Below are 23,748 nucleotides of genomic sequence, written 5' to 3'. Positions count from 1 at the left end.
ATGAAAAAGATATTTAACGGTTTATTCATAATCTCTTTAGCATTGGGTTTTACATCCTGCAAAAAGTATCTTGATATAAACGATAATACAAATAGCTCTACATCTTCAACTCCAGAATTGGTATTGCCACAAGCTATTGTGGGTACAGCCTCAGTTTCTCAAGCTTATAATAGTGCTTATTATTTTCCGGGAGGATTTGCTGCAAACATTTACGGTGTTGGTGGTTATGGAGCAGGTGTTACTTATGCTTATACTGCGAGTAGTTTTACCAACTTATTTAGCAGTGTTTATGACAATGCGACCGATTATCAATATGTAATTGATAACACTACAGGTAAGCCTGCATTAGCGTATTCAAATGCAATTGCACGAATAATGAAGGCATTCATTTTTTCTAAACTAGTTGATCAGTATAACGACGTACCTTATACAGATGCTTTAAAAGGAAGCTCAAACCTGACGCCAAAATATGATAAAGCTGAAGACATCTATAAAGATTTAGTTTCTCAACTTAATCTTTCCATTAAGTTAATCACTGATGGACAGGCAGTAACTACAACTACAGTTGTTGCTTCAAGCACTGATCCTTTATTTGGAAGCAAAAAGGAACAGCAAATGAATTATTGGAAAAGGTTTGCTAATACTATAAAACTACGTTTGTTAATTAAGATGGCTGGAGTACCGGCACTTTCATCTTTTGCAACTACAGAATTTGCTGCATTAAACTTGACAATTGGTTTTATCGATGACGACGCTTTGGTTCAACCTGGCTATGTAAAAGAATCTGGAAGACAGAATCCATTATATAACTCTTTGGCTTTTGCAAGTGACAATACAAGGTCTCAAAGTCAAGCTATTCCAACAACCTGGATTTTTACATTCTATAATGGAAATAAAATTTCTGATCAAGGTAGGGGCTATGCAATGTATAGAGGTTTTCCAAATACTGCAACAAACAGATTGGGTGAAGAGAATGTTGGGTCAACAGTTATCCCTCCTGCTAATTTTACCTCATGGTTTACTGGAACAGATGCAAATACACCTTATATAGGGGTTGCAAAGGGCCCTTCACAAGGCCAGCCAATAATGTTAGCAGCAGAAAGCCGTTTCCTTCAGGCGGAGGCATTTGCTCGTGGTTATTTGACTGGAAACGCACAAACTGCTTTTGATGAAGGTATTAAAGCATCCTTTAAATACATTTATCAAGATCAGAATGGAGCTCCCATTCCAAATTGGGAGTATGTATCAGAATCTAAAGCATATCAAGTTGATGAAAACCCAACAAATAGATTGGTTAATTATAACTTAGCTGCAGATTTGAATCAAAAAATCGAAGCGATAATTACCCAAAAGTACATTGCCATGAACGTAATCAATTGCGATGAGGCTTTTAACGAATTCAAAAGGACAGGTTATCCTAAGATTGTTGAGGGATCTTCAGATGGTAGATTGACATTCGCTTCAAAACAATCAGTTTCAACCAGACCTGATAAATTAATCGGAAGAATATTATATCCTCAGCAAGAATTCAATTTGAATACTAGTAATGTTCCTGCCGGAGTTACCCTATTCGGTTCACGTATTTTTTGGGACTTAAATTAATATAAAGAGATGAAAAAGTATATTATAAATCTATTGGCTATGGCGTTTTTATCAACAACGCTTACCTCTTGTCTTAAAGATGACAGCTTGGTTTTAGATCCTGCAAAGGGTCATAATGTGATTGAGTTTGCAAATCCGGCTCAAATTGCTGTAAATGGTACTCCTTCGCCTATGTATCAGTTTGCATATTCAACAGCAAGTCTTCCGACGTTGCCGATTACAGTTAGTTACTCTGGACCGGAGGCTGTGGCTCCTCAAGATATCACAGTGAAAATAACTCCTGGTACTGTTTCTAAGATCAATGAATATAATACGGCAACTTCAAGTAGTTATACTTTGTTAGGTTCGGGTAGCTATACCTTAAGTGCAACAGAAGTTGTAATTAAAGCAGGAACAAGCAAAGCAACATTTAACGTTGCATTCCGCCCATTAACATTTGAATTTACTGGTTTGCAAGTGCTTCCATTAACGATTTCATCAGTGTCATCTGGAATTATTAGTGGTAATTTTAATACAATTTTATTAAATGTAACACCAAAAAACATTTATGATGGTGTATATAAAATTACCGCCGGAAATGTTCAAAGATACACAAACCCTACTACACCAACTCAAAATGATGGGTTAAATGGTGATTTAGCTGGCAATCCCAATCTTTCTCTGCAAACAATAAACTTAACCACTGTTCAAATTTCTGGTTTGACTTGGCACGGAGGTAGTTCTGGTGTGTCTGGTATTGATAATTTACGTGCAACCATAGATCCGGCAACAAACTTGGTAACTATGAATGCTTTGGGCAATACGTCACTTAGAAATATACCAGGTACTGTAAGTAAATATGATCCAGCTACTAAAACATTCACTTTAAACTTCGAATGGAACCCAACTTCTAATAGAAGAGCGGTTACTGGATTAGTGATTAAATACGATCACGAAAGGTAATATTGATCGGCAATTTAAAAGGGGTGTGATTATAAAAATCATACCCCTTTTTTATTTAATTATGTTTATATTTAAACGACTCTTAATAAAAAAATTATGAAAACTATACTAAATTTATTATCATTAATTTTATTATTTTCTTTAATAAACCAAGTATCATTTGCGCAAAATGAACAAAAAACATCTGTTCTTTCTGATCAAACAAAAGTAGTTTACGCAATGAACGATGCAAAAAAACTAGAAGGCGTTTACTCAGTTGTTAAAGATAATGACCAGGTTTTTTTAAGAGGTGTATATAAAGACAATGCTCGCTCCGGGAATTGGTACGCATTCAATGATAACGGTAATGTGTTTCTACGCTATAATTACGATCTTAAAAAACTGCTATATCTTGATACGGTAAGTATTAACCGATTAAAAGTGGAAGTTAAGACTGATGATCCCGAAATTAAGGAGAAGGCTAGTATCCCGGTGCCAATATCATCGATAGATCAATATATTTCTTTATTAGGTACTGAATTGAAAAGAATGATTTTAAAGGAAAATAAAAGTGCCGATGGTTCCCTTGATGTTGATTTAATCACCAATATTGATAAAAATGGTAAAGCAAATTATATGGCTGCTTATGTTGTTGACGGCATCCCTGTAACTAAACGTTTAATTATAGCTGAAAAAGCATTTGATATCGATTGGATCCCTTCAACCTATAGAGGAACCAACTACGCATCTGTATTTTCAGTAAGGGCAAAAATTGATTTTGCACAAAAGCCAGGCATCAAGCAAAGGTTTATATGGGTATACTAATTTAAGGAATAATTTGATTTTGCTTTAAATATTAACCCGCCAGGAAAAATGTTTTAAAATAGAAGAAGTTACATTGTAAACAGAGAAGGAGCATAATAATGCTCCTTCTCTGTTTAATGATAATTTTTTGTCGACTGCGAATAATTTAATTCCATTATGCATTAATGTTTGAACAAAATCCTTAACTATTGAGTACTTACCTTTTTTTGCTGCATTTATGTAAGTACATTTCGATTTGCTATCAAAGCAATCCTTATGGTGAACTGAAAGTAAATTCCCAAATATTTTTAACTAAAGTATACGTTATCTTTCTCAGTCTTTTTTGGTAATTTAATTGTCATAAAAAGGCGATTAAAATTAAATTTTTGTATCATTTTGAAGACATATTGTTTTTTTCTGTAGATTGGTTTTTTTAATTCTTTAATTAATCAAACAACTAATTTAAATTCATGAAAAAACTTTTACAAAGTTTGTTCGTGCTTTTGTTTGTTGCATTTAATGCAATGGCTCAAGAGCGGACAATTACAGGAACAGTAACGTCTACAGAGGATAACATTCCCCTTCCAGGTGTTAGTGTCAAAGCGGTGGGGTCACAAGCGGTGGCAATTACCGGTGGTGATGGAAAATATTCGCTTAGAATCAGTTCTTCTGTTACTGCAATACAATTTTCTTATATCGGATTCTCAAGCAAAACAGTTAACATCACCTCTTCGAGTATTTTAAATGTTGGTTTAGCTCCCGATTCTAAAAGTCTGGCTGATGTTGTAGTTGTAGCTTACGGTACACAGAAAAAAGAATCCATTACTGGTTCTGTTTCAAGTATTAGTGCTAAAGACTTAGAAAAAAGAACTGTAACTAATATTACTGCTTCCTTACAGGGATCTGCACCAGGTATTTCAGTACTAGCATCTAACGGGCAACCAGGAAATAGTTCTGGTATCCGTATTCGTGGTTTTGGTTCTTATTCATCATCAAATAACCCGCTCATTGTTCTTGATGGCGCAGTGTATGATGGTAATATTGGCGATATCAACCAAAATGATGTTGAAAGTATTTCTGTATTGAAAGATGCATCTTCTTCAGCACTTTATGGTTCAAGGGGAGCTAATGGAGTAATTATCGTTACTACCAAAAGAGGGAAATCGGCAGAGCCAGCAATTAATGTTAACTTTAGTCAAGGATGGTCTACCCGGGGTATTCCTGAGTACGAGCGTTTAGATGCTGCTCAATATTATCCAGCGGTTTGGCAGGCAATCAAGAACAACTTGATGTTTTCAGCTTCTCCTGTGCTATCTGATGCAGCAGCTGCAACAAAAGCTTCTGCAGATGTTTTCACAAACTTGGTTTATAACCCGTTTAATGTTCCTGGGGGGCAAGTTGTAGGTACTGATGGTAAGCTTAATCCTAACGCATCTTTATTATATGATGATTTTAACTGGTATGCTCCATTAGAGCGTACTGGAAAAAGAACAGATGCAAATGTTAGCACGGCAGGGAAAAGTGATAAAACAGATTACTTCGTTTCATTAGGCTATTTAAAGGATAGTGGTTTCATTCTGAAATCAGACTTCGAACGGTTTAACGCTCGTGTAAATGTGAATACCAAACTTAGATCTTGGTTAAAAACAGGTTTGAATTTATCAGGAGCAATGTCTGATGCCAATACCGCAAGTGATGCTTCTACAGGAAACGGCTCTAGCTTTGTAAATCCATTTTCATTTGCAAGAGGAATTGGCCCAATTTATCCGGTACATGCCTTTAATGCAGCTGGAGAGCCAATCGCTAATTCGCTAACAGGTGAGCAGTGGTATGATTATGGTATCCATCCAGGTGCTGTGAATCGCCCATCAGGTGCTTCTCCAGGTAGAAACGTTGTTTATGAAACAATGCTTAATGATAATGCTTATAAAAGAAGCCAGTTAAGTGCAAGAAGTTACATTGAGGTAAAATTTCTTAAAGACTTTACCTTCACTCCAACAATTAGCATGGATTTGAGAAACAATAATGTTGATCAGTTTCAAAATCCAATTGTAGGTGATGGTGCTGGTTCTAATGGTTATAAATTCCAAAGTAATGCGGTTACTAAATCTTACACTTTTAACCAAATTTTAAGCTATAATAAAACGATTGGAAAACATGCAATTTCAGTATTAGCAGGCCACGAAAACTATTACTTTAAATACAGAATATTTCAGGCTGATAGAACAAATATGGTTGCTCGTGGTAACACTGAGTTTGCTAATTTTGTTACATCATCTAGTTCATACGGTAGAGAGGATAACGACCGTATTGAGTCTTATTTATCTAAAGTTAGCTATAGTTATGATGATAAATATTTTATAGATGGATCATTAAGACGTGATGGTTCGTCAAGATTTTCTGCAGATCAAAGATGGGGAACGTTTTTCTCAGCAGGAGCAACCTGGGCCATTAAGAAAGAAAATTTCTTAAAAGAGGTAAGCTGGTTAGATGATTTAAGACTAAAAGTTTCATACGGTCAGGTAGGTAATAATGCTTTGCTTGATGGCAATGGAAATAATAGGTACTATGGAGACAGAGCCTTTTTTGATCTAGGTTCGAATAGTAATACCGAAGGTGGGGTTTTATTGGCATCTATTGCAACGCCTAATTTAACTTGGGAAAAACAAAACACGCTAAACACAGGCGTTTCTTTTGCTTTTTTTGGAAGGAGATTATATGGTGAATTGGAATACTACAACAAACAAGTAGATGATTTAATTTTCAGTGTACCTCAACCATTATCTGCAGCGGTTACAAGTGTTTATCGCAACATTGGTGCCATGTATAACAGAGGTGTAGAGCTTCAACTGGGTGGCGACATCATTCGCGAACAGAATTTTACCTGGGGTTTAATCACCAACTGGAGCATTTTTAAGAATAAGATTACTAAGCTTCCGGCAGAAACCCCAACAATCATCAGTGGAACGAAAAAACGTGAGGTTGGCCATGGCATCTATGATTATTGGTTAAGACAATATGCTGGTGTTGATCCAAATGATGGAGCTGCATTGTATATTCCAGCTGATGGCACACTTCCTGCGAATATCCGTACGGTGAATGGTGTACAATATGTAACCAACCAATCATTTGCAAAATTTGACTATTCAGGTACAGCGATTCCAGATTTGATGGGCTCATTTGTAAATACATTCAGCTACAAAAACCTGTCGTTATCATTTATGGTAAATTACCAGGTTGGTGGCAAAGCTTACGATTCTATATATCAAGGCTTAATGAGTACAGGTTCTTATGGAGGTGCATTGCACCAGGATATTCTAAACTCTTGGACACCAGCAAATAATACTTCAAATATACCAAGAGCTGATTTTGGAGCAACCGCAAATACCAACGCAACATCAAACAGATGGTTGATTGATGCTTCTTACTGGAGCTTACGTAATGTTAACCTATCGTATAATTTGCCTAAAGCTTGGTTAAACAAAATTAAGGTACCAAGTGCCCGTGTTTTTGCAACAGGTGAGAATTTATACCTTCATTCAAAAAGAAAAGGTTTAAACCCGTCTGAATCTTTTGATGGTCTAAACAGTAATGTTTATCCACAAAGCAGAAACTTTAGTTTGGGTATTAATTTAACCTTGTAATCTTTAAAAATAGTGTAGAAAGAGATATGAAAAAGCTTTTAATATTAACCAGCTTAGTGGTAGCTTTAATCGCTCCCGGCTGTAAAAAGGAATACCTTGAAACCAAACCAACTGATCAGATTGCTTTGGAAGAGGTATTTACTTCAACAACAAATGCAAATGCAGTAATTAGTGGTATTTATGCCTATATGAATACCAGAACTACAACCACAACTTCAAATGCACAAGGTAAACCCGGTGTTGGAGGTATATTGTTGGGTATAGATTTTATGGGTGAGGATCTACATCAGGCAGCAGCTACATGGTTTACTTCAACAGGTGAAGGTAACTATGTTGCACCACGAACGGATACTCATGCTAGTAACCTTTACTACTACCGTACCTTTTACCGTATGATTAACAACGCAAATTATGTGCTTGATAATATAGACCTACCGGGTGTAACAGGTTTAGATTCGGAAAAAAGTAGATTGAAAGCAGAAGCTTTAACGATCAGGGCCTATGCTTACTCATACCTGGTGCAGTTTTATGGAACAAGGTATAATGCAGCAGCAAAACCTAATGCTCAATTGGGCGTACCTCTAGTATTAACTAGTGCTGACATTATAAAGCCACGTGCTACTGTAGAGGAAGTTTATACTCAGATTGTTGCTGATTTAGATAAGGCAATTGCTTTAAACTCTACTACCAAAACAAATAAAACACACGCTGATGTTTGGGTGGCAAGAGGCTTAAGAGCAAGGGTTGCTTTAACAATGCAAGATTATCCAAACGCAATTAAATTTGCGAAAGATGTGATTGACGGGGGTAAATACCCATTAATGAGTCAAACAGATTATGTAACAGGCTTTAATAATAATGCATTATCTGAATTTATGTGGTGCGCAATGCCTACCACTGAGCAAGGAGATACGTTTGGGTCTTTTTATGGTCAAATAGCTTATAATGCAAATACCACTTATATGCGTGGTACACCAAAAATGATCAATTCAAATTTGTACAATCAAATTCCCGTTAATGATGTAAGAAGAAAATTATGGGAGCCAGCTCCAACGGCGGCTAACTTTCCGCTTCCTACTGCAGCATTTACACGTCGTGCGTACATGAGTAGAAAGTTTTCTGTAAAAACAGTTGGCGACCCTTCATTGGGTGATACACCATGGATGAGAAGTGCAGAAATGTATCTGATTTTAGCTGAAGCTTATGCACGTAGCGGTCAGGATGCACTTGCCCAAACAGCGTTGTTTGATCTGGTTAAAGTAAGGGATCTTACAGCGGTTAAAACGGTTAAAACCGGAACAGCATTGATTGATGAAATCATGATTAACCGCAGAGTTGAGCTTTGGGGTGAAGGTTTCAGATATTTAGATTTAAAACGTTTGAACCTGCCTTTAGATAGAACCGCAGCAAATGTTCCTAATTATGTAGGTACATCAGTTGCAAATTTATTAACTATTCCTGCTGGTGATGTTAAGTTTTTGTTCTTAATTCCCCGCGATGAGTTGAATGCAAATCCTCTTATTCCACAGAGCGCACAAAACCCATAAAATAAAAAAAAAATAAAATTAATAAGGGCTGTTCTATTTGAACAGCCCTTTTTTTTTGCTTTATCATATTTATATCTTTTTTTCGTTAACGTTCATAATTTTCTGCAATGACTATAATTTTAGTGTTTGTGAGCGTTGATAATTAAGATTTTTATTGGATTGAGTTCGTAAATAGGCGTCTTTTTAAGATATGTTTGTTTTTTTTTAGATTTAATTTGATTTATTGTCGTTTTTAAATGGTGTTTTGAGATTGTTTGTGTGTATCTTTTTCTTTTAAGCTATAATTTTTGTAAAAAAGAGTTTTAAATAGTATTTTGTGTGAATCATTAACCGAACTAAATTAATTTTTTATGAAAAAACCTTCAAATGGCTCTATTGTGTGTCTTTTTTTCACGGCATTTCTCTCTTTTTACCACCAATTAATATTTAAAGTGCCCCCTAGTTCAGATACTGATCTCTCGATCGACTGCTAAAGCCTTATCACAAATTACTGTTAGAACCACCACAGTAGATTTTTTTAAGAAATATTACATTAATGAACAATTAATACACCTGATCAAATCAGATAAATAAGGTGTTAAGAAGCATTTAATGCTAAAGATAACAAAGAGGGTATTATAAGTTATTTGGCAGTCATTTAAGAACCATTATTCTTAAACAGTATTGCCCGCTTAGTATTGTAAAATTTGTATTACAATATAATAATCATATATTAACCATTATTAACTAAAACTAGACTAAATTTTTTATGAAAAAACTTCTACAAAGTTTGTTCATATTGTTGTTTATTGCCTCCCCAGCAATAGCACAAGATCGAACAATCACAGGAACAGTTACGGGTTTGGAGGATGGATTACCCCTCCCTGGAGTAAGTGTTAAAATTAAGGGTGCAACTGGCGGAACCACTACAGGTGCAAATGGCAAATATTCACTTAAAGTTGCAGGTAATACAACAACATTAGAATTTTCCTATATCGGCTTCTTGAGTCAAACCAAAACTATTGGCGGTGGTAGTATAGTAAATGTGCAGCTTAAAAGTGATTCCAAAACATTATCTGATGTTGTGGTAACAGGTTATACTACGCAATCTAAAAGAGATGTTACAGGATCAATTGCGAGTGTGAGTGGAGAAAAACTTAAAAATCAGCCGGTTCAGAGTTTCGAACAGGCATTGGCTGGTAAAGCCGCCGGTGTAAACATTATTCAACCAAATGGCGTACTGAACAATCCTCCTGTTTTCAGGGTTCGTGGTTTTAACTCTATCTCATTAAGTTCTTACCCATTGATCATTGTTGATGGTATCCCGGTATTCACAGGTGATCAATCATCTAATAGTGCCGCGGGCAATGCTTTGGGGGATATCAACCCAGCAGATATCGAATCAATTGATATACTTAAAGATGCAGCGTCTTCAGCAATTTACGGTTCAAGAGCTGCCAATGGTGTTGTAGTAATTACCACCAAAAAGGGTAAGCAAGGAACAACTAAAGTTAATTACGAGGGTTGGGTAGGAACTACAAAAGCTCAAAATCTTACCCCTTTATTAAATGCATCAGAATATGTGCTGATCAAAAATGAATCAAGGACCAATAACGGTCAGGCTCCGGCATTCTTTTTACAAAATAAATCTGATGGCTCTCAGGTGGAAACCAATTGGTATGACTATGCTTACAGAACCGCGACTTCTCAAAATCATGCGCTAAACTTCTCGGGTGCTAATGATAAAACCTCATATTATGTATCTGTTGGTTATAGTAATCAGGAAGGATTTATTATTGGTAACTCATTTGAGAGAAAAAATGGACGTGTAAATTTAGATCATAAACTGTTTAAAAACGTTACAATTGGAACTAATTTCTCATATAGTAATACTTTAAACCGTGCGCCAAATACAGGTTCACTCGCGGGACAGGCGTTTTCAACAGTAGGCTTAGGAAGGCTGGCCATTGTACTTCCTCCAAACGTAGCCGCTTACAATGAAGATGGCTCCTATAACATAAATGCTCCGGCAGGTTCGGTTGGTTTGGGTGCTAATACCATTGCATCGAATTATCCGAATGCGGCCGTATTGGTAAATGAAGATAAAAATACTTCAGAAAGCGATCGTATTATTGCTAATGCTTATGCTTCAATCCGAATTTTAAAAGGCCTAACTTTTAAGACCACCTATAGTTTAGATAATCTCAAAATTGATAATAACTCTTTTGTGAATCGTTTGCAGGGAGATGGCTTTTCTTATAATGGTGGTGCTACAAGTAACTTTGTAAAAAATAGCAGATGGAACTGGTCTAATACTTTAAATTACAGTGGTGTTTTCGGTGATCATACTTTAGGCGCATTTATAGGTGCTGAAGACCAGTATACCAAATCACTTGGTTATGGTGCAACCAGACAAGGCGTAATCGATCCCTTTATTGAGGTTTTTCAAGGTGCATTTGGTGCCATTACCCCAGCAGGGTTAGTACAGGGAGATAATGCTTTCCGTTCTTTTTTTGGTAGCATCAATTACGATTTTAAGAAGAAATATTATTTAACCGGATCTTTCAGAAGAGATGGTTATTCAGGCCTTTCAGCGGGAAATCAATATGGTAATTTCGGTGGCGCTTCCGTTGGTTATGCCATTTCTGAAGAGAATTTTTATAAAGATCTAGCCTTCAGCAAGGTATTAACTCGTATTAAATTGCATGGAAGCTATGGAGAAGTTGGAAATATAAATATTGGTAATTACCCAGCTCTATTCCTTTACAGCCCAGGATTATATGGGTCATCCTCAGCGCTGTCATTTTCACAGGCGGGTAATCCTAATTTAAGGTGGGAAACAAGTAAAAAAGCTGATATTGGAATTAATTTAGAATTTTTGGGTGGACGTTTCTCTTTGGATGTGGATTATTATCATAATGATATAGACAACCTTGTTCAAAATGCTCCTCAGGCACCTTCTAAAGGTATTCCTGACAACGCCATCACAACAAACATAGGAAGGATGTATAACAAGGGGCTTGAATTTACATTAAATTCAAAAAACTTTGATGGTGATGACTTTGGCTGGACAACGAGTTTTACTTTCAGTACTTTGAAAAATGAAGTTACTGCACTGGGAAATAACAATGCGGATGTTTTTGGAGCTACTTCTCTTGAAACTGCTAATATAACACGTGTTGGCTATCCAATTGGCTCTATTTACACCGTACCTACTGCCGGTGTGGACCCTGCAACCGGTGAACGTATTTTTGTAAATAGATTTGGGCAAAAATTGAGATTTAGTTTTGGACGTGCTACAGCTGCAAGGTATCAATATCTTGATGGGCCAAACGCTGGACAGAATGCCCCAGCAATTGATGCTGCATTAGATGCAACAATCACAGGTCAGTCAATACCAAAATGGTTTGGCGGTTTGGATAATAACTTCCGCTATAAAGCCTTTGATCTAAGTTTGGGACTAACATTCTCCGGAGGTAATAAAATTTATTATGGATCGCAAGCTGGTCTTAGAGATCAACGCTTCTGGAACAACGACAAAGGAATGTTGAATAGATGGACCACGCCAGGTCAGATTACTGATATTCCTCGTGTTGTTTATGGTGACAATACCTCAAACGGATCTGCTTTTGCACAATCACAAAACGTTTTCACCGGGAATTTTTTAAAAGTTAGAAACCTGGCCTTAGGCTATACATTGCCAAAAACACTGTTAAGTAAATATGGTGTTTCGAATGTTAGGGTGTACGCACAATCAAGTAATCTTTTGATTATATCTGGTTATCCAGGTCCGGATCCAGAGGTTTCTGTAAACGGTAACTCAACCACTACTGGAAATAGTGGTAACCTAGCTCCAGGTGTGGATAGAAACTCAGTGCCATCGGGTAGAACATTTACGTTTGGTATTAATGTTGGATTTTAAAATTAGAAATCATGAAAATTAAAATAATCAATAAAATAAAATATCTTTTTATAGCTGCTCCCTTGCTGTTTGCATCATCATGTAAAAAAGATTTCTTAACTACGGCTCCAGATACATCCTTACCAATTGAAGAGGCATTTAATAATCCGGACAGGATCCTTTCACAGGTAAATGGCATTTACGCTGGGGTAAAGAATGGCCAGTTCTATGGTGGAAGATATTTAATCTACAATGATATCCGTGGTGAGGATTTTATAGTAAATAAGCCTAATGGGGTAACAGGTTTAGACACATGGAGGTTTAACCTAGTATCAAATACTAATGAAGTAGTAAATTTATGGGGTGCAATTTATGCTGCAATTAACAGGGCAAATCTAGTTATTGAGGGCGTTAATGCTAATGCTTCCTTACTTACTCCCGCAGTAGCAAAACAATATATTGCAGAAGCTAAATTTCTGCGAGCATTTTGTTATTATAGCGCATTACAACTGTATGCCAAACCTTTTATTACAGATAATGGTGCTAGCTTAGGGGTTCCTTTAAGACTTAAAGGAGAGAAAGATTTAACTGGAAACGACTTAAAAAGAAGTACAGTTGCTGAAGTATATACACAGATTTTAAAAGATTTAAATGAAGCAGAGCCAGACTTGGCACTAACGCTACCAGCAACAGCAATATCCACTCGGGCTTCAAGAAATACAGCTATCGCATTTAAAACCAGGGTATATCTTACAATGGGAAACTTGTCTTCAGTCGTTACTGAAGGTAATAAAATTGTTAGTGCAACAACTCCATTTAAGGCAACAACAGGCACGCCTCTTCAATTAGAGGCTAATATTAGTAATATATTTGGTGGTGCCTATGTAGGTAATGCAACTGCTACTGAAGCTGCTTTATCATTCCCGATGACAGATTTAAATGCTCCAGGCACCCAGAACCAGTTGGCATATTATTACAATGTTTCTCCAAATCAGGCAGGTGGAAATGAAGAATATTTCCTAAATCCTACAGGTATTTTGGCCAATCCTGTATTCGCAACTGGTTCAACCGATGCCAGAAAGGGATTAACAACAGTTTCTGGTGCCAATACTTATTTGACTAAATTCAAAAAGCCTTCTCCTTATACAGATTATATTCCTGTAATCAGGTATGCTGAAGTATTATTGAATCTCGCTGAGGCTACCGTGGTGACAGATCCTGTAAGATCTATTGCATTATTAACAGCTGTAAGACAGCGGTCAAATCCAGGTTATGTATTTCCTGCAGCAGATTTATTGCCAGCCAATCTGAAAAACACAATCTTAACAGAAAGAAGAATCGAACTGTTAGGAGAAGGATTTAGATCTCCTGATGTCATGAGGCTAGGTGCAGGCTTTGCGGCGAAAAGTGGCACTCAGGGTTCAGCGCCAGCAATACCCTTCAACACGGCGGGTTATATTTGGCCAATTTCGGCAAATGAAGTGCAAAACAATAAATTGATTGTTCAAAATTAAAATTAATAGACCAAAAAAGGCTTGGAAATTTCCAAGCCTTTTATTCAAAAAGAAGAATTAACAAGTAATCCTACTTCTTATCCACACTATATTTTCCAGGGCCGATAAAGATCAATCCAAAAAATACAATAGCCAGTTCAATCGCATGGCTAGCACCCGCCAATCCATCGCCTTTGCCAAAATGTACCAATGATGCGATAATCATAGTAAAAATCAATAAGATTAAAGCCGGACGAAAGAACAAGCCTACGATTAAAAGAAAGCCGCCAAAGGTTTCAGTTGCTGCCGCCATAAAGCCCCAAAATATTGGCAAAAAGTTTATGCCGATTACTTTCATACTACCGCCAAGTCCGGTCCAGCCATCAGGGCCGCCAGCAAGTTTTGGGAAACCATGGATAATAAACATTATCCCTAAGCCAATACGTAATATTAACAATCCGGTATTACGGTATTTTCCTAAATTGTCTAAAATTGCCATCTTATAAATATTTAAATTGAACGTTAGTTGTTTCTACTTTTAAGTTTACCTCTGCACCTAATGTCATGCAAAGATTGTTATTAATATGTCCTGTTGGGAAATTAAAGCAAACAGGATAATCGTATTCTTTTACAATTTCCCAAATTACCTCATCAGCGGTTTGACCAAAAGAAATTTTTTCTTCTTCAATTTCATTAAATGCGCCCACAATCAGTCCTTTTAAATGACTGAGTTTGCCTGCCCGCTTTAACATGCGTAACATGCGGTCGATACTATATTCGTGCTCTCCAACATCCTCAATAAATAAAATTTTATCTTTGAAGTCCATTTCTGAGACTGAACCCTGTAACATGGCCAGTAAAGTTAAATTGCCACCGATTAAAATTCCATTTACCTCTCCTGCCCTGTTTTTAAATGTACTTTCAAATTCATAAGTCTGCTTCTGCCCAAATAAAGCGTTCTCTAAAGAAATTAATGCTTCATTGGTTGATTCATCAAATGTATAAGGCATTTGAGCGTGCAGGCATTGTGTATTGCATTGTGCAATAAGATGCGACAGGATAACAGTAATATCACTAAAGCCTACAAACCATTTTGGATTTTTGTCGAATTCGTTAAAATTTAATCCGTCAATTATGCGGATGGCACCATAACCTCCCCGACCGGAAATTATCGCTTTTATAGATGAATCATCCAGAAATCTTTGAATATCGCTGGTTCTTAAATCATCATTTCCGGCAAACTGGTGATGGCTGGCGTATACACTATCGCCAATAACGACCTCAAGTCCCCAGCTTTTTAATATTTCAATAGCATGGTTTATAGGTTTGGGTAATTTCTTTGCCGGACAAACCAGGGCAATCTTATCTCCTTTTTTTAAATATGGGGGCTGCTTAATCATCTTCAAAACACTTATCTTTGCCAAATTAATAAAAATTGTTTTGGATAATAGTAAAATAAAAAGATATACCGTAACTGCAGCACTACCGTATACCAACGGACCGGTTCATATTGGACACCTTGCCGGTGTTTACATTCCTGCAGATATTTATGCGCGTTACCTGAGGTCGAATAAACGTGATGTGAAATTCATCTGTGGATCTGACGAGAACGGGGTGCCCATTACTTTAAAGGCCAAAAGAGAAGGAATTACGCCTCAGGAAGTGGTAGATAAATACCACAGAATAATTGGCGACTCTTTTAAAGAGTTTGGTGTTTCTTTTGATATCTATCACCGTACATCTTCACAAACGCACCATCAAACAGCTGCTGATTTTTTCGAAACTTTATACGATAAAGGTGTTTTTACTGAAGAAATTACTGAGCAGTATTATGATGCTACAGCAAAGCAATTTTTAGCCGATCGTTATATTACCGGTACCTGCCCAAAATGTGGCAATGAAAATGCTTATGGCGATCAGTGCGAAAATTGCGGTTCAACTTTAAATGCTACTGATTTAATCAATCCTAAATCTACATTATCTGGCGATAAGCCAATTTTAAAAGAAACTAAAAACTGGTTTTTGCCGCTTGATAAATACGAAGAAAGGTTAAGAACTTATATCGAAAGCCACAAAGAATGGCGGCCGAATGTTTATGGGCAATGTCAGAGCTGGTTAAATGCAGGTTTGCAGCCAAGGGCGATGACGCGTGATTTAGATTGGGGCGTACGTGTTCCATTACGCGATGCAGAAGGAAAAGTGCTTTATGTATGGTTTGATGCCCCTATAGGCTATATTTCTGCAACAAAAGAGCTGTGTAATTACGCCAAGCTAGATGTATGGAACCCGAAGGCTGAGGAATATTACATCAGCAGCTATGAGAGTGATAAATGCGGTTGGGAAGAGTACTGGAAAAGCGACGAAACCAAATTGGTGCATTTTATCGGTAAAGATAATATTGTTTTCCACTGTATTATTTTCCCGGCGATGTTGATGGCTCATGGCGAATATACTCTAGCGGATAATGTACCTGCAAATGAGTTTTTAAACCTAGAGGGACAAAAAATCTCGACGTCTAAAAACTGGGCAGTTTGGCTGAATGAATATTTGAGAGAATTTGAAGGAAAACAGGATGTACTGCGTTATGTATTAACTGCAACCGCCCCTGAAACGAAGGATAATGATTTTACATGGAAAGATTTTCAGGCAAGAAATAACAATGAGCTTGTTGCAATATTGGGAAATTTCGTAAACCGTGTAGTGGTGCTTACGCATAAATATTTTGGTGGCACGGTACCAACCTGTATGCAGATAACCGATGTAGACCAGGCAGTTATTGATGAATTGGCTGGCTATCCTGCAAAAATTTCAGCATCGATTGAAAATTACCGTTTCAGAGAAGCTTTATCCGAAGTGATGAATGTTGCCCGTTTGGGAAATAAATACCTGGCAGAAACTGAGCCTTGGAAATTGATTAAAACCGACGAAGACCGGGTTAGAACGATTTTACATCTTGCGCTTCAGATTGCAGCCAATATTCAGATTTTGATTGAACCTTTTCTGCCTTTCACAGCTGAAAAATTAATGAAAATGTTGATAAACGGTGGCCATGACTGGGAAAATGCAGGTGGTGTTAACTTGTTGAAACGTGGTCATCAAATCGGTGAAGCTGTGCTCCTGTTCGATAAAATTGAAGATGCGGAGATCGACTTTCAAATTGAAAAACTTAATCAAAGCAAGGCAAGTAATGCAGCCAGTAATGTAGTTGCTGTTCCGGCAAAAGAAAACATACAGTTTGACGATTTTTCTGCGATGGATATCCGTGTAGCCACAATAATTGCAGCTGAAAAAGTTGAAAAAACCAAGAAACTATTAAAACTTACGGTAAATACGGGCATTGATGAAAGGACAGTAGTTTCTGGCATTGCTGAAGACTATAAACCTGAAGATATTATAGGTAAACAGGTAAGCATGATTGTAAACCTGGCACCAAGAGAAATCAAGGGGATTTTATCTCAAGGAATGATCTTAATGGCTGAAAATTCGGAAGGAAAACTGACTTTTGTTGCGCCTGCAGAAAAATTTCAGGAAGGTAGTCTAATCAGGTAATACTTGGTTTAACTGCAACAAAAAAGCCATTTGATGCAAATCAGATGGCTTTTTTGTGTTAAAATTACGACTCAATTTTAATTAAGGGTTCATCCGGTTGAAATAATCAGCGATTACCTCATTGTTTGCTTTTGCCCGGTCGCCGCTTGTTCCAAATGTTAATTCCGTTTTACCTTCCTTCATCTGTTCAAAAACTGATTCTACAAAATCACTAACAGCAGGATGTACATTATGGATGCCTTTACCACCTAAATCGGTATCCAAAGCTGGCGGGATCATTTCGATAACTTCAATTTTTGAATTTTTGAGGCTATGCCGTAAAGAGAGTGTAAATGAGCGCAAAAATGCTTTTGTGCCACAATAAACAGGCACTGCCGATAGCGGCACAAAAGCCAGTCCAGAGGTAACATTAATAATTGTATCCAATGAATCCAAACCTGTAAAAAGTTTTGTTAAATGGAGCGGAGCTAAAACATTAGTGGTAATTTCATCTTCAGCTTTTTGATAAAAATCATTATCGTTAATATCCATCCAATTTTGAATGCCAGCATTATTTACCAATACATTTAAGTCGCTATGATTTTCGGCAATCCAGTTATAAAGTTCAGTTCGGTTGGCTTCAGTGCTTAAATCACAAACCTTAGTAAGTACAGAGGGTAATTTTTTGGCAGCTTCTTCCAATGCCGACTCACGCCTTCCGCAAATAATTACTGTATTATTTTCCTGTATAAATCTTTCCGCTAGTCCGAAGCCTATACCACTGGCGCCTCCGGTTATAAGTATTTTATTGTTTGCTAATTTCATATTCTAAATCATTTTGTTAAAACAAAGATCAAGCTATTTTAAAGATTTATTATGGTGAGTAGTACAGTTTTTTAACCATGACTAGAGGTATATGGTTTATTGCTGAATATGGCTTTTGATAAGGCTTTTTAGCTAGACTTTTGTTAATTTTCTTTCTGTAGAGTTGTTTAAAATGAATTCTCTTGCGACAAAACTTTTGCTATATTTGCCGGAGCAAAAATAAACGGTCCCGTAGTTCAACGGATAGAATAGAAGTTTCCTAAACTTTAGATATGAGTTCGATTCTCGTCGGGACCACTTCCTTGGATTCAAACCAGAACATTGTCGCGCAAATCGTTGATTTTCAAGACTTTGTTTTGGTTTTTATAACACATTAAGACCCGTTTTCGACCATTCTGAATGGTTAATTTTAGTGAGTCGAAAATTGACTATTTTTTGTAAAATGCTGTAGGTCAGTGAATTGATTGAAATATCAAAACCAGAATTATTCCGAAATGTTCGGGTGCTGGATTATTTTGTAAGATATTGATTTACAGCTCGTTCGGCTAACGAACATCTTGATGACTCACTGGCTCAAATGTACATTTGTTTAATTTTAAATGTATCATTATGAGTTACAATTTTCATCTTTTATTCTATCTGAAAAGACCAAAAAATTTTATCAAGGGCGAGATGATGCCCATCTATTTACGGATTACTGTGAAAGGAAAACATTCGGAATATTCTGTCGGCAGGGAAATTATTCCCAGCTTCTGGTCGGCGCTTAAAGGAAAAGGCACTGGCCTGCGCGAGGAGATCCGGGAACTTAATGATTATCTGGACACGCTGGCCTCAAAAGTTCGACGGTTTCATACCACTCTTGTTGAAAAGGAAGATGTGGTGACAGCGGTAGTCTTGAGGGATCATCTTACCGGAAAGAATACCTCTAACCATAGCCTGCTGAGAGTTTATCAGAAGCACAATGACAATATGGAAAAACTGATTGGTAAAGGATACAGTTATAGCACGTTTCAAACCTATCAAAGTTCCATCAGACATGTTAAACAATTTCTTCAGCTCAAATATGAGGTTCAGGACATTAACATCAAAAAGGTGGATTTTAAATTTATCACCGATTATGAGTTATTTCTTAGAATAGATCGAGGAAATAATGCGATGTCTGCCCGGAAATATATTGTTCACCTGAAAAAAATCATGCTGTATTGCCTGGGCGCCGGGTGGATAGTCGGTAATCCATTTTTAAATTATCGCAATACTGCTAAAGCTAAGGCAAGGACTTTTCTAAATATGGAAGAGTTGGATAGAATTAAAAACAGGGAATTTCCACTTGAGCGCTTAAATATCGTTCGTGACATTTTTATTTTCAGTTGCTACACAGGCCTTTCCTATATAGATGTGAAGCAGCTTCGCCCGGATCAGATTACAAAGGGTGATGACGGTAATTTATGGATATTCATCAAACGGCAGAAAACGGAAACACCCTGTCACATCCCTTTGTTGGATGAGGCGAAAGTAATTCTTGAAAGGTATAAAAACCACAGGATATGCCGATGGAGAAAAGTGGCGTTGCCGGTGCTCACTAACCAGAGGATGAATGGGTACCTCAAAGAGATCGCAGATCTTTGTACCATCACTAAGGTTCTTACGTATCATCTTGCCAGGCACACTTTTGCGACGACTATTACGCTTTCCAATGGTGTGCCGATTGAGACGGTATCCCAGATGCTTGGCCACAATAGCTTAAAAACTACCCAGCATTATGCGAAGGTGATCGATACTAAAGTTAGTACTGAAATGTCCGCCTTACAGGAGAAACTTCTGGAACGGAATAAGGATGAAGAGGATACTGGTGATACGAAAGTTATGAAGCTATTTAGATAGATTGATATTAGTTAATACACACAGTTGCTGTTTTATGAAGAGCTTTTCCGCTGATTTGACGCATAGTATTAAGAGTTGGATCGTTGTATCTTTAAGGTCAAAAGCAAGCTAACCTTAAAATGGATGGTAATTTAAGGTTAGCTTGCTTTTCTTGTATTGTTTTAAGGCTAGCTTAGTTTATATATTGTGAGCAAGGTAGCAGGGACATCGAGCATTAGTTTGCCTGGTCAGCCAAATCAAATTGTTTGTTATTTTCATCATTTAATTTATATCTGATCGAAATAACAAGCTTTATGGAAAAAAGAGGTGTGATTTATTTCCTAGATCTGATCGATTACAAAGTTTCAACAAAGGTATTGCAAAAGATGTATAGACAAGAGGATATTAAAACTAACATGATCTATCAGTTTAATTTCTCACACGAGATGCGGATGCGGCACTTAATGCCGTGATTGGTTTTAGGTCATGTAACTAAAGATAATCAACAACTTAATCAGATAGTTGCTAAGTATGGTTCTATTTCAGATGTTATTCTTAATGTTGCTTATGATTTTTTTCTGTCACAAATATTGTCAATATTTGTGACAGAAAATATGATGATATTGTCACAAATGTTGATTAAATTTGTGACAATATAAAAGGTGTGGTCTAATGGAAAGTATAGAGAAACAAATAGAACGTTTAATAAAGAGAAGGCCAAAGGGAACTTTATTCTTTCCTGATGATTTTAGTAAATGTGGTTCATCAGAAGCTGTAAGGAAAGCTTTGGAACGGCTGACTGATAAAGAGGAGATTGTTCGCGTGGCTCAAGGCATTTATGTAAGACCCAAAGAAAGTAAATATATTGGTGCTGTTATACCATCTGTTGAAGAGATTGCCCAAGCAATTGCTAAACGTGATAAGATACGTACAGTCCCTACAGGAATATATGCTTTAAATGCTTTAGGGCTAAGTACACAAATTCCGATGAAAATCGTTTTACTTACGGATGGCTCCCCACGTGAAATAAAAATTGGGAAAAGAACAATTACTTTTAAAAAATCAACTCCAAGTAACTTATTAGCAAAAGGGAAAATCAGTCGCCTGGTTATCCAAGCTTTAAAGGAAATTGGAAATGGTAAATTAAGTGAAGAAGAAGAAAAAAAAATTCTTGTCCTTTTAAGAAAAGAGCATAAGAAAGATTTGGAACATGATATTTCTTTGGCTCCAGTATGGGTACAAAAAATAATGAAGAAAGCAATATGATTAATTTCCATGATATAGAACCAGCAGAAAAAGAAGCTATCTTTAATGCTATTAGTAATCAAACAGGAATGCCTGCTTTTGCTGTCGAAAAGGATTGGTGGGTAACGCAAACGCTTGGTATTATCTTTGAAATGGAAGTAGGAAGAGCTTTAGTATTCAAAGGGGGTACATCTTTAAGTAAGGCTTGGAAATCGATAGAACGATTTTCTGAAGATGTGGACTTAGCAATTGATAGAAAATTTCTAGGATTCACAGGAAATCTCTCGAAAAAAGAACGTACAAACCTAAGAAAGACTGCAGGAGAATATACGACAAGCGCTTTTTTTGAAGAGTTACAAGCTTGCTTTAAAGATAAAGGTTTTGATGCCGTAGAATTAAAGGTTGTTGATGCCGTTGCGAGTGATCAAGACCCTAGGATAATTGAAATTCACTATCCAAATATTATTGAAACGCCAGGATATATGCTTCCAAGAGTTCAGATTGAAATTGGTTGCCGATCCTTAATCGAACCATATTCGATAAAAGAATTTGGTTCTCTTGTAGATGAAACTTATCCAGAAGGTGAATTTGCGTCCCCTTTTATTAGTGTGCCAACCGTTGATGCGGAACGAACTTTTTTGGAGAAATTGTTTTTACTACATGAAGAGTTTAATCGGCCTGTTGAAAAAATTCGTGTCGACCGATTGAGTCGCCACATGTATGATGTTTATCATCTATCACAAAATGAGAAAATTCTATCTGCTATTGAAGACAAAAATTTATATGAGACGATTGTCGCCCATCGATATGAATATGCTAAAATTGGTGGCGTAGATTATAACAAGCATAATCCACTAACATTAGATCCTATTCCGCATGCTGATTTCATCAGAGCCTGGGAAGTCGACTATAACAAGATGAAAAGCGAAATGATTTACGAACAAAATCCACCTAGTTTTCAAGATCTGGTTGAAAATATTGAGCAGTTGAAAAAAAAGCTATCTTCGGTTTCATGGAAATTTAGTCTTGAATTTGATAGCTAAATATTTTTTTTCCTAAACTCAAAACGTGCCGCAGAACGTAAGCCATAAGGGATGGCGTATGAAAATTGCATCAAATTGTAGTGAAAACTGCAATAAGTGTATCTGTTCCTTCGCCTGTAAGAGATAGCAAATGAGGGAGCAAATCAGGGAGAAGACGGAAGGGATCCTCTAAGAGAGATGTAAAAGAAGCAGCAGAAGGAAAAGAGATAGCAAATGAGGGAGCAAAAGAGAAGGTAAATGAGGGAGCAAATCAGGGAGAAGACGGAAAGGAATCCTTTAAGAGAGATGTAAAAGAAGCAGCAGAAGGAAAAGGGATAGCAATTATAAAGGATCATACCCGAAGACACTCAACAAAATACTTGAAGCATCCAAAAACTCAAATGTAAATGTCCTTGAAAATAATATGGTTGAGTTTGAGGGCATAAGGTCCACGGTGCAACTTTGTGGACTGACTTTAGCTTATTTGGAAATCCTGTGGAGTCTGGCATTATTTGCCAGACTAGAATGAACGATTATGCACAGATACGCGTTGATCCGGCATATTCAAAATTAAGATCAATAGATACTTACCAGATTCACCAAAAATCAAAATCTTGGCTACAAAAAAGTCTCAAAGAATCAAGTGGCTTTAAGAATGTGGTGATTACCCATCATGTTCCTAGTGTGAAGTCGATACCCGAGCTTTATAGAGATCATGCCTTGTCAGCTGCATATGCTTCAAACCTTGAAGATGTGATTTTGGAGCATCAGCCTTTGTATTGGATTCATGGCCATATACACACGCCTGCCAGATATACTATTGGAAAAACTGAAATCATCTGTAATCCACATGGCTATTTGAATGAGAAGTATAATGGCTATGAGGAAGATTTGATCATTGAGATTTAGTTTAAAATGCGGCTATCGTATTACTATTCTGAAATATTAGAGGCTTAATAATAATTAGTGTTTATCAAGCTTCTCTTAAAATATTTTTCAATTCGCGACTCGCGAATATTCCTATTGCCAGAAGTTTTAAAAATAATCCTTGACCTTGAGAGTAATCTGATGTGTGTTCAATGATCAAAATTTAGTGTTGACATTACAACCTGTAGTATGTAAAATTAATGCTTTGAATCAATTCTCCTAAAAAATGCGCGCTCATTTCTCTTAAAGTAAATGCCTTTTGTTGCCAAACTCTTGGCAGTAAAGCGCCATTACTGCCGAAAATTTGTATTTCAACTAAGTCGTTTTTTGATCGAAATCTGGTGCCAATAGTAAAGAAAGCAATGTGATTAATTTCTATGATATAGAACCAGCATAAAAAGAAGCTATCTTTAATACTATTAGTAATCAAACAGGAATGCCTGCTTTGCT

Annotated in this window: 15 protein-coding genes and 1 tRNA gene; 13 read left to right on the top strand and 3 right to left on the bottom strand. The window is 36.7% G+C overall.

What is annotated here, in order from left to right:
- From ASE74_RS22030 to ASE74_RS22000, 7 genes are all read left to right on the top strand, one after another.
- The gene (locus ASE74_RS22030) at positions 1 to 1,602 is read left to right on the top strand and encodes a SusD/RagB family nutrient-binding outer membrane lipoprotein (protein WP_055914165.1); all 1,602 of its coding nucleotides are present in this window, start codon (positions 1 to 3) and stop codon (positions 1,600 to 1,602) included.
- A gap of 9 nt (positions 1,603 to 1,611) precedes the next feature.
- Positions 1,612 to 2,544, top strand: coding sequence for a DUF1735 domain-containing protein (locus ASE74_RS22025; protein WP_055914163.1), 933 nt, complete (start codon positions 1,612 to 1,614; stop codon positions 2,542 to 2,544).
- A gap of 96 nt (positions 2,545 to 2,640) precedes the next feature.
- Positions 2,641 to 3,348, top strand: coding sequence for a hypothetical protein (locus tag ASE74_RS22020; protein WP_055914161.1), 708 nt, complete (start codon positions 2,641 to 2,643; stop codon positions 3,346 to 3,348).
- A 449-nt stretch (positions 3,349 to 3,797) separates the two neighbouring features.
- Positions 3,798 to 6,971, top strand: a complete 3,174-nt coding sequence (locus ASE74_RS22015) for a TonB-dependent receptor (RefSeq protein WP_055914158.1) — start codon at positions 3,798 to 3,800, stop codon at positions 6,969 to 6,971.
- Between the two features lie 26 nt (positions 6,972 to 6,997).
- A complete protein-coding gene (locus tag ASE74_RS22010; protein WP_055914155.1) occupies positions 6,998 to 8,518 on the top strand; it encodes a RagB/SusD family nutrient uptake outer membrane protein in 1,521 nt (506 codons plus the stop codon).
- A 748-nt stretch (positions 8,519 to 9,266) separates the two neighbouring features.
- Positions 9,267 to 12,419, top strand: coding sequence for a TonB-dependent receptor (locus tag ASE74_RS22005; protein WP_055914152.1), 3,153 nt, complete (start codon positions 9,267 to 9,269; stop codon positions 12,417 to 12,419).
- 11 nt (positions 12,420 to 12,430) lie between these two features.
- Complete coding sequence (locus ASE74_RS22000; protein ID WP_055914150.1) at positions 12,431 to 13,912, top strand: RagB/SusD family nutrient uptake outer membrane protein; 1,482 nt, start codon at positions 12,431 to 12,433, stop codon at positions 13,910 to 13,912.
- Between the two features lie 70 nt (positions 13,913 to 13,982).
- On the opposite strand, the gene ASE74_RS21995 is transcribed toward ASE74_RS22000, so the two are convergent.
- Both ASE74_RS21995 and ASE74_RS21990 read right to left on the bottom strand, forming a co-directional pair.
- Positions 13,983 to 14,390, bottom strand: coding sequence for a DoxX family protein (locus ASE74_RS21995; RefSeq protein ID WP_055914147.1), 408 nt, complete (start codon positions 14,388 to 14,390; stop codon positions 13,983 to 13,985).
- 1 nt (position 14,391) lies between these two features.
- Positions 14,392 to 15,315, bottom strand: a complete 924-nt coding sequence (locus tag ASE74_RS21990) for an LD-carboxypeptidase (RefSeq protein ID WP_369800234.1) — start codon at positions 15,313 to 15,315, stop codon at positions 14,392 to 14,394.
- 16 nt (positions 15,316 to 15,331) lie between these two features.
- On the opposite strand from ASE74_RS21990, the gene metG reads away from it, so the two are divergent.
- Positions 15,332 to 17,440 (top strand): methionine--tRNA ligase, encoded by a 2,109-nt coding sequence (metG, locus tag ASE74_RS21985; protein WP_157255504.1) that lies wholly within the window; start codon positions 15,332 to 15,334, stop codon positions 17,438 to 17,440.
- Between the two features lie 81 nt (positions 17,441 to 17,521).
- On the opposite strand, the gene ASE74_RS21980 is transcribed toward metG, so the two are convergent.
- Entirely contained in the window at positions 17,522 to 18,244 is a 723-nt protein-coding gene (locus tag ASE74_RS21980; protein ID WP_055914141.1) for an SDR family oxidoreductase, read from the bottom strand.
- Positions 18,245 to 18,469: 225 nt separating this feature from the next.
- Between ASE74_RS21980 and ASE74_RS21975 the strand changes: the two genes are divergently transcribed.
- The 5 genes from ASE74_RS21975 (at position 18,470) to ASE74_RS21955 (ending at position 23,280) form a co-directional block, all read left to right on the top strand.
- A tRNA-Arg gene (locus ASE74_RS21975) sits at positions 18,470 to 18,541 on the top strand.
- Between the two features lie 312 nt (positions 18,542 to 18,853).
- Positions 18,854 to 20,125 (top strand): site-specific integrase, encoded by a 1,272-nt coding sequence (locus ASE74_RS21970; RefSeq protein WP_082458896.1) that lies wholly within the window; start codon positions 18,854 to 18,856, stop codon positions 20,123 to 20,125.
- Positions 20,126 to 20,776: 651 nt separating this feature from the next.
- A complete protein-coding gene (locus tag ASE74_RS21965; protein ID WP_055914137.1) occupies positions 20,777 to 21,370 on the top strand; it encodes a DUF6088 family protein in 594 nt (197 codons plus the stop codon).
- Complete coding sequence (locus tag ASE74_RS21960; protein ID WP_200912345.1) at positions 21,337 to 22,392, top strand: nucleotidyl transferase AbiEii/AbiGii toxin family protein; 1,056 nt, start codon at positions 21,337 to 21,339, stop codon at positions 22,390 to 22,392. Before ASE74_RS21965 ends, ASE74_RS21960 begins: the two co-directional genes overlap by 34 nt.
- Before the next feature lie 504 nt (positions 22,393 to 22,896).
- On the top strand, positions 22,897 to 23,280 hold the full coding sequence (locus ASE74_RS21955; RefSeq protein WP_055914134.1) for a hypothetical protein: 384 nt from the start codon (positions 22,897 to 22,899) through the stop codon (positions 23,278 to 23,280).
- Positions 23,281 to 23,748 lie beyond the last annotated feature (468 nt).

The sequence above is a fragment of the Pedobacter sp. Leaf216 genome (genome assembly GCF_001421515.1).
In the GTDB taxonomy this organism is placed as follows: domain Bacteria; phylum Bacteroidota; class Bacteroidia; order Sphingobacteriales; family Sphingobacteriaceae; genus Pedobacter.
Note: the sequence above shows the minus strand (reverse complement) of the source record. Positions and strands in the feature narration are given on the sequence as shown.

What these genes read in the sequence shown, in the direction of transcription:
- ASE74_RS21980 (WP_055914141.1), bottom strand. Translation starts at nt 18,244, where the DNA reads ATGAAATTAGCAAACAATAAAATACTTATAACCGGAGGCGCCAGTGGT.
- ASE74_RS21995 (WP_055914147.1), bottom strand. Translation starts at nt 14,390, where the DNA reads ATGGCAATTTTAGACAATTTAGGAAAATACCGTAATACCGGATTGTTA.
- ASE74_RS22010 (WP_055914155.1), top strand. Translation starts at nt 6,998, where the DNA reads ATGAAAAAGCTTTTAATATTAACCAGCTTAGTGGTAGCTTTAATCGCT.
- ASE74_RS21960 (WP_200912345.1), top strand. Translation starts at nt 21,337, where the DNA reads ATGGGTACAAAAAATAATGAAGAAAGCAATATGATTAATTTCCATGAT.
- ASE74_RS22020 (WP_055914161.1), top strand. Translation starts at nt 2,641, where the DNA reads ATGAAAACTATACTAAATTTATTATCATTAATTTTATTATTTTCTTTA.
- ASE74_RS21965 (WP_055914137.1), top strand. Translation starts at nt 20,777, where the DNA reads ATGGAAAGTATAGAGAAACAAATAGAACGTTTAATAAAGAGAAGGCCA.
- ASE74_RS21955 (WP_055914134.1), top strand. Translation starts at nt 22,897, where the DNA reads ATGAACGATTATGCACAGATACGCGTTGATCCGGCATATTCAAAATTA.
- ASE74_RS22030 (WP_055914165.1), top strand. Translation starts at nt 1, where the DNA reads ATGAAAAAGATATTTAACGGTTTATTCATAATCTCTTTAGCATTGGGT.
- ASE74_RS22000 (WP_055914150.1), top strand. Translation starts at nt 12,431, where the DNA reads ATGAAAATTAAAATAATCAATAAAATAAAATATCTTTTTATAGCTGCT.
- ASE74_RS21970 (WP_082458896.1), top strand. Translation starts at nt 18,854, where the DNA reads ATGAGTTACAATTTTCATCTTTTATTCTATCTGAAAAGACCAAAAAAT.
- ASE74_RS22005 (WP_055914152.1), top strand. Translation starts at nt 9,267, where the DNA reads ATGAAAAAACTTCTACAAAGTTTGTTCATATTGTTGTTTATTGCCTCC.
- ASE74_RS22025 (WP_055914163.1), top strand. Translation starts at nt 1,612, where the DNA reads ATGAAAAAGTATATTATAAATCTATTGGCTATGGCGTTTTTATCAACA.
- ASE74_RS22015 (WP_055914158.1), top strand. Translation starts at nt 3,798, where the DNA reads ATGAAAAAACTTTTACAAAGTTTGTTCGTGCTTTTGTTTGTTGCATTT.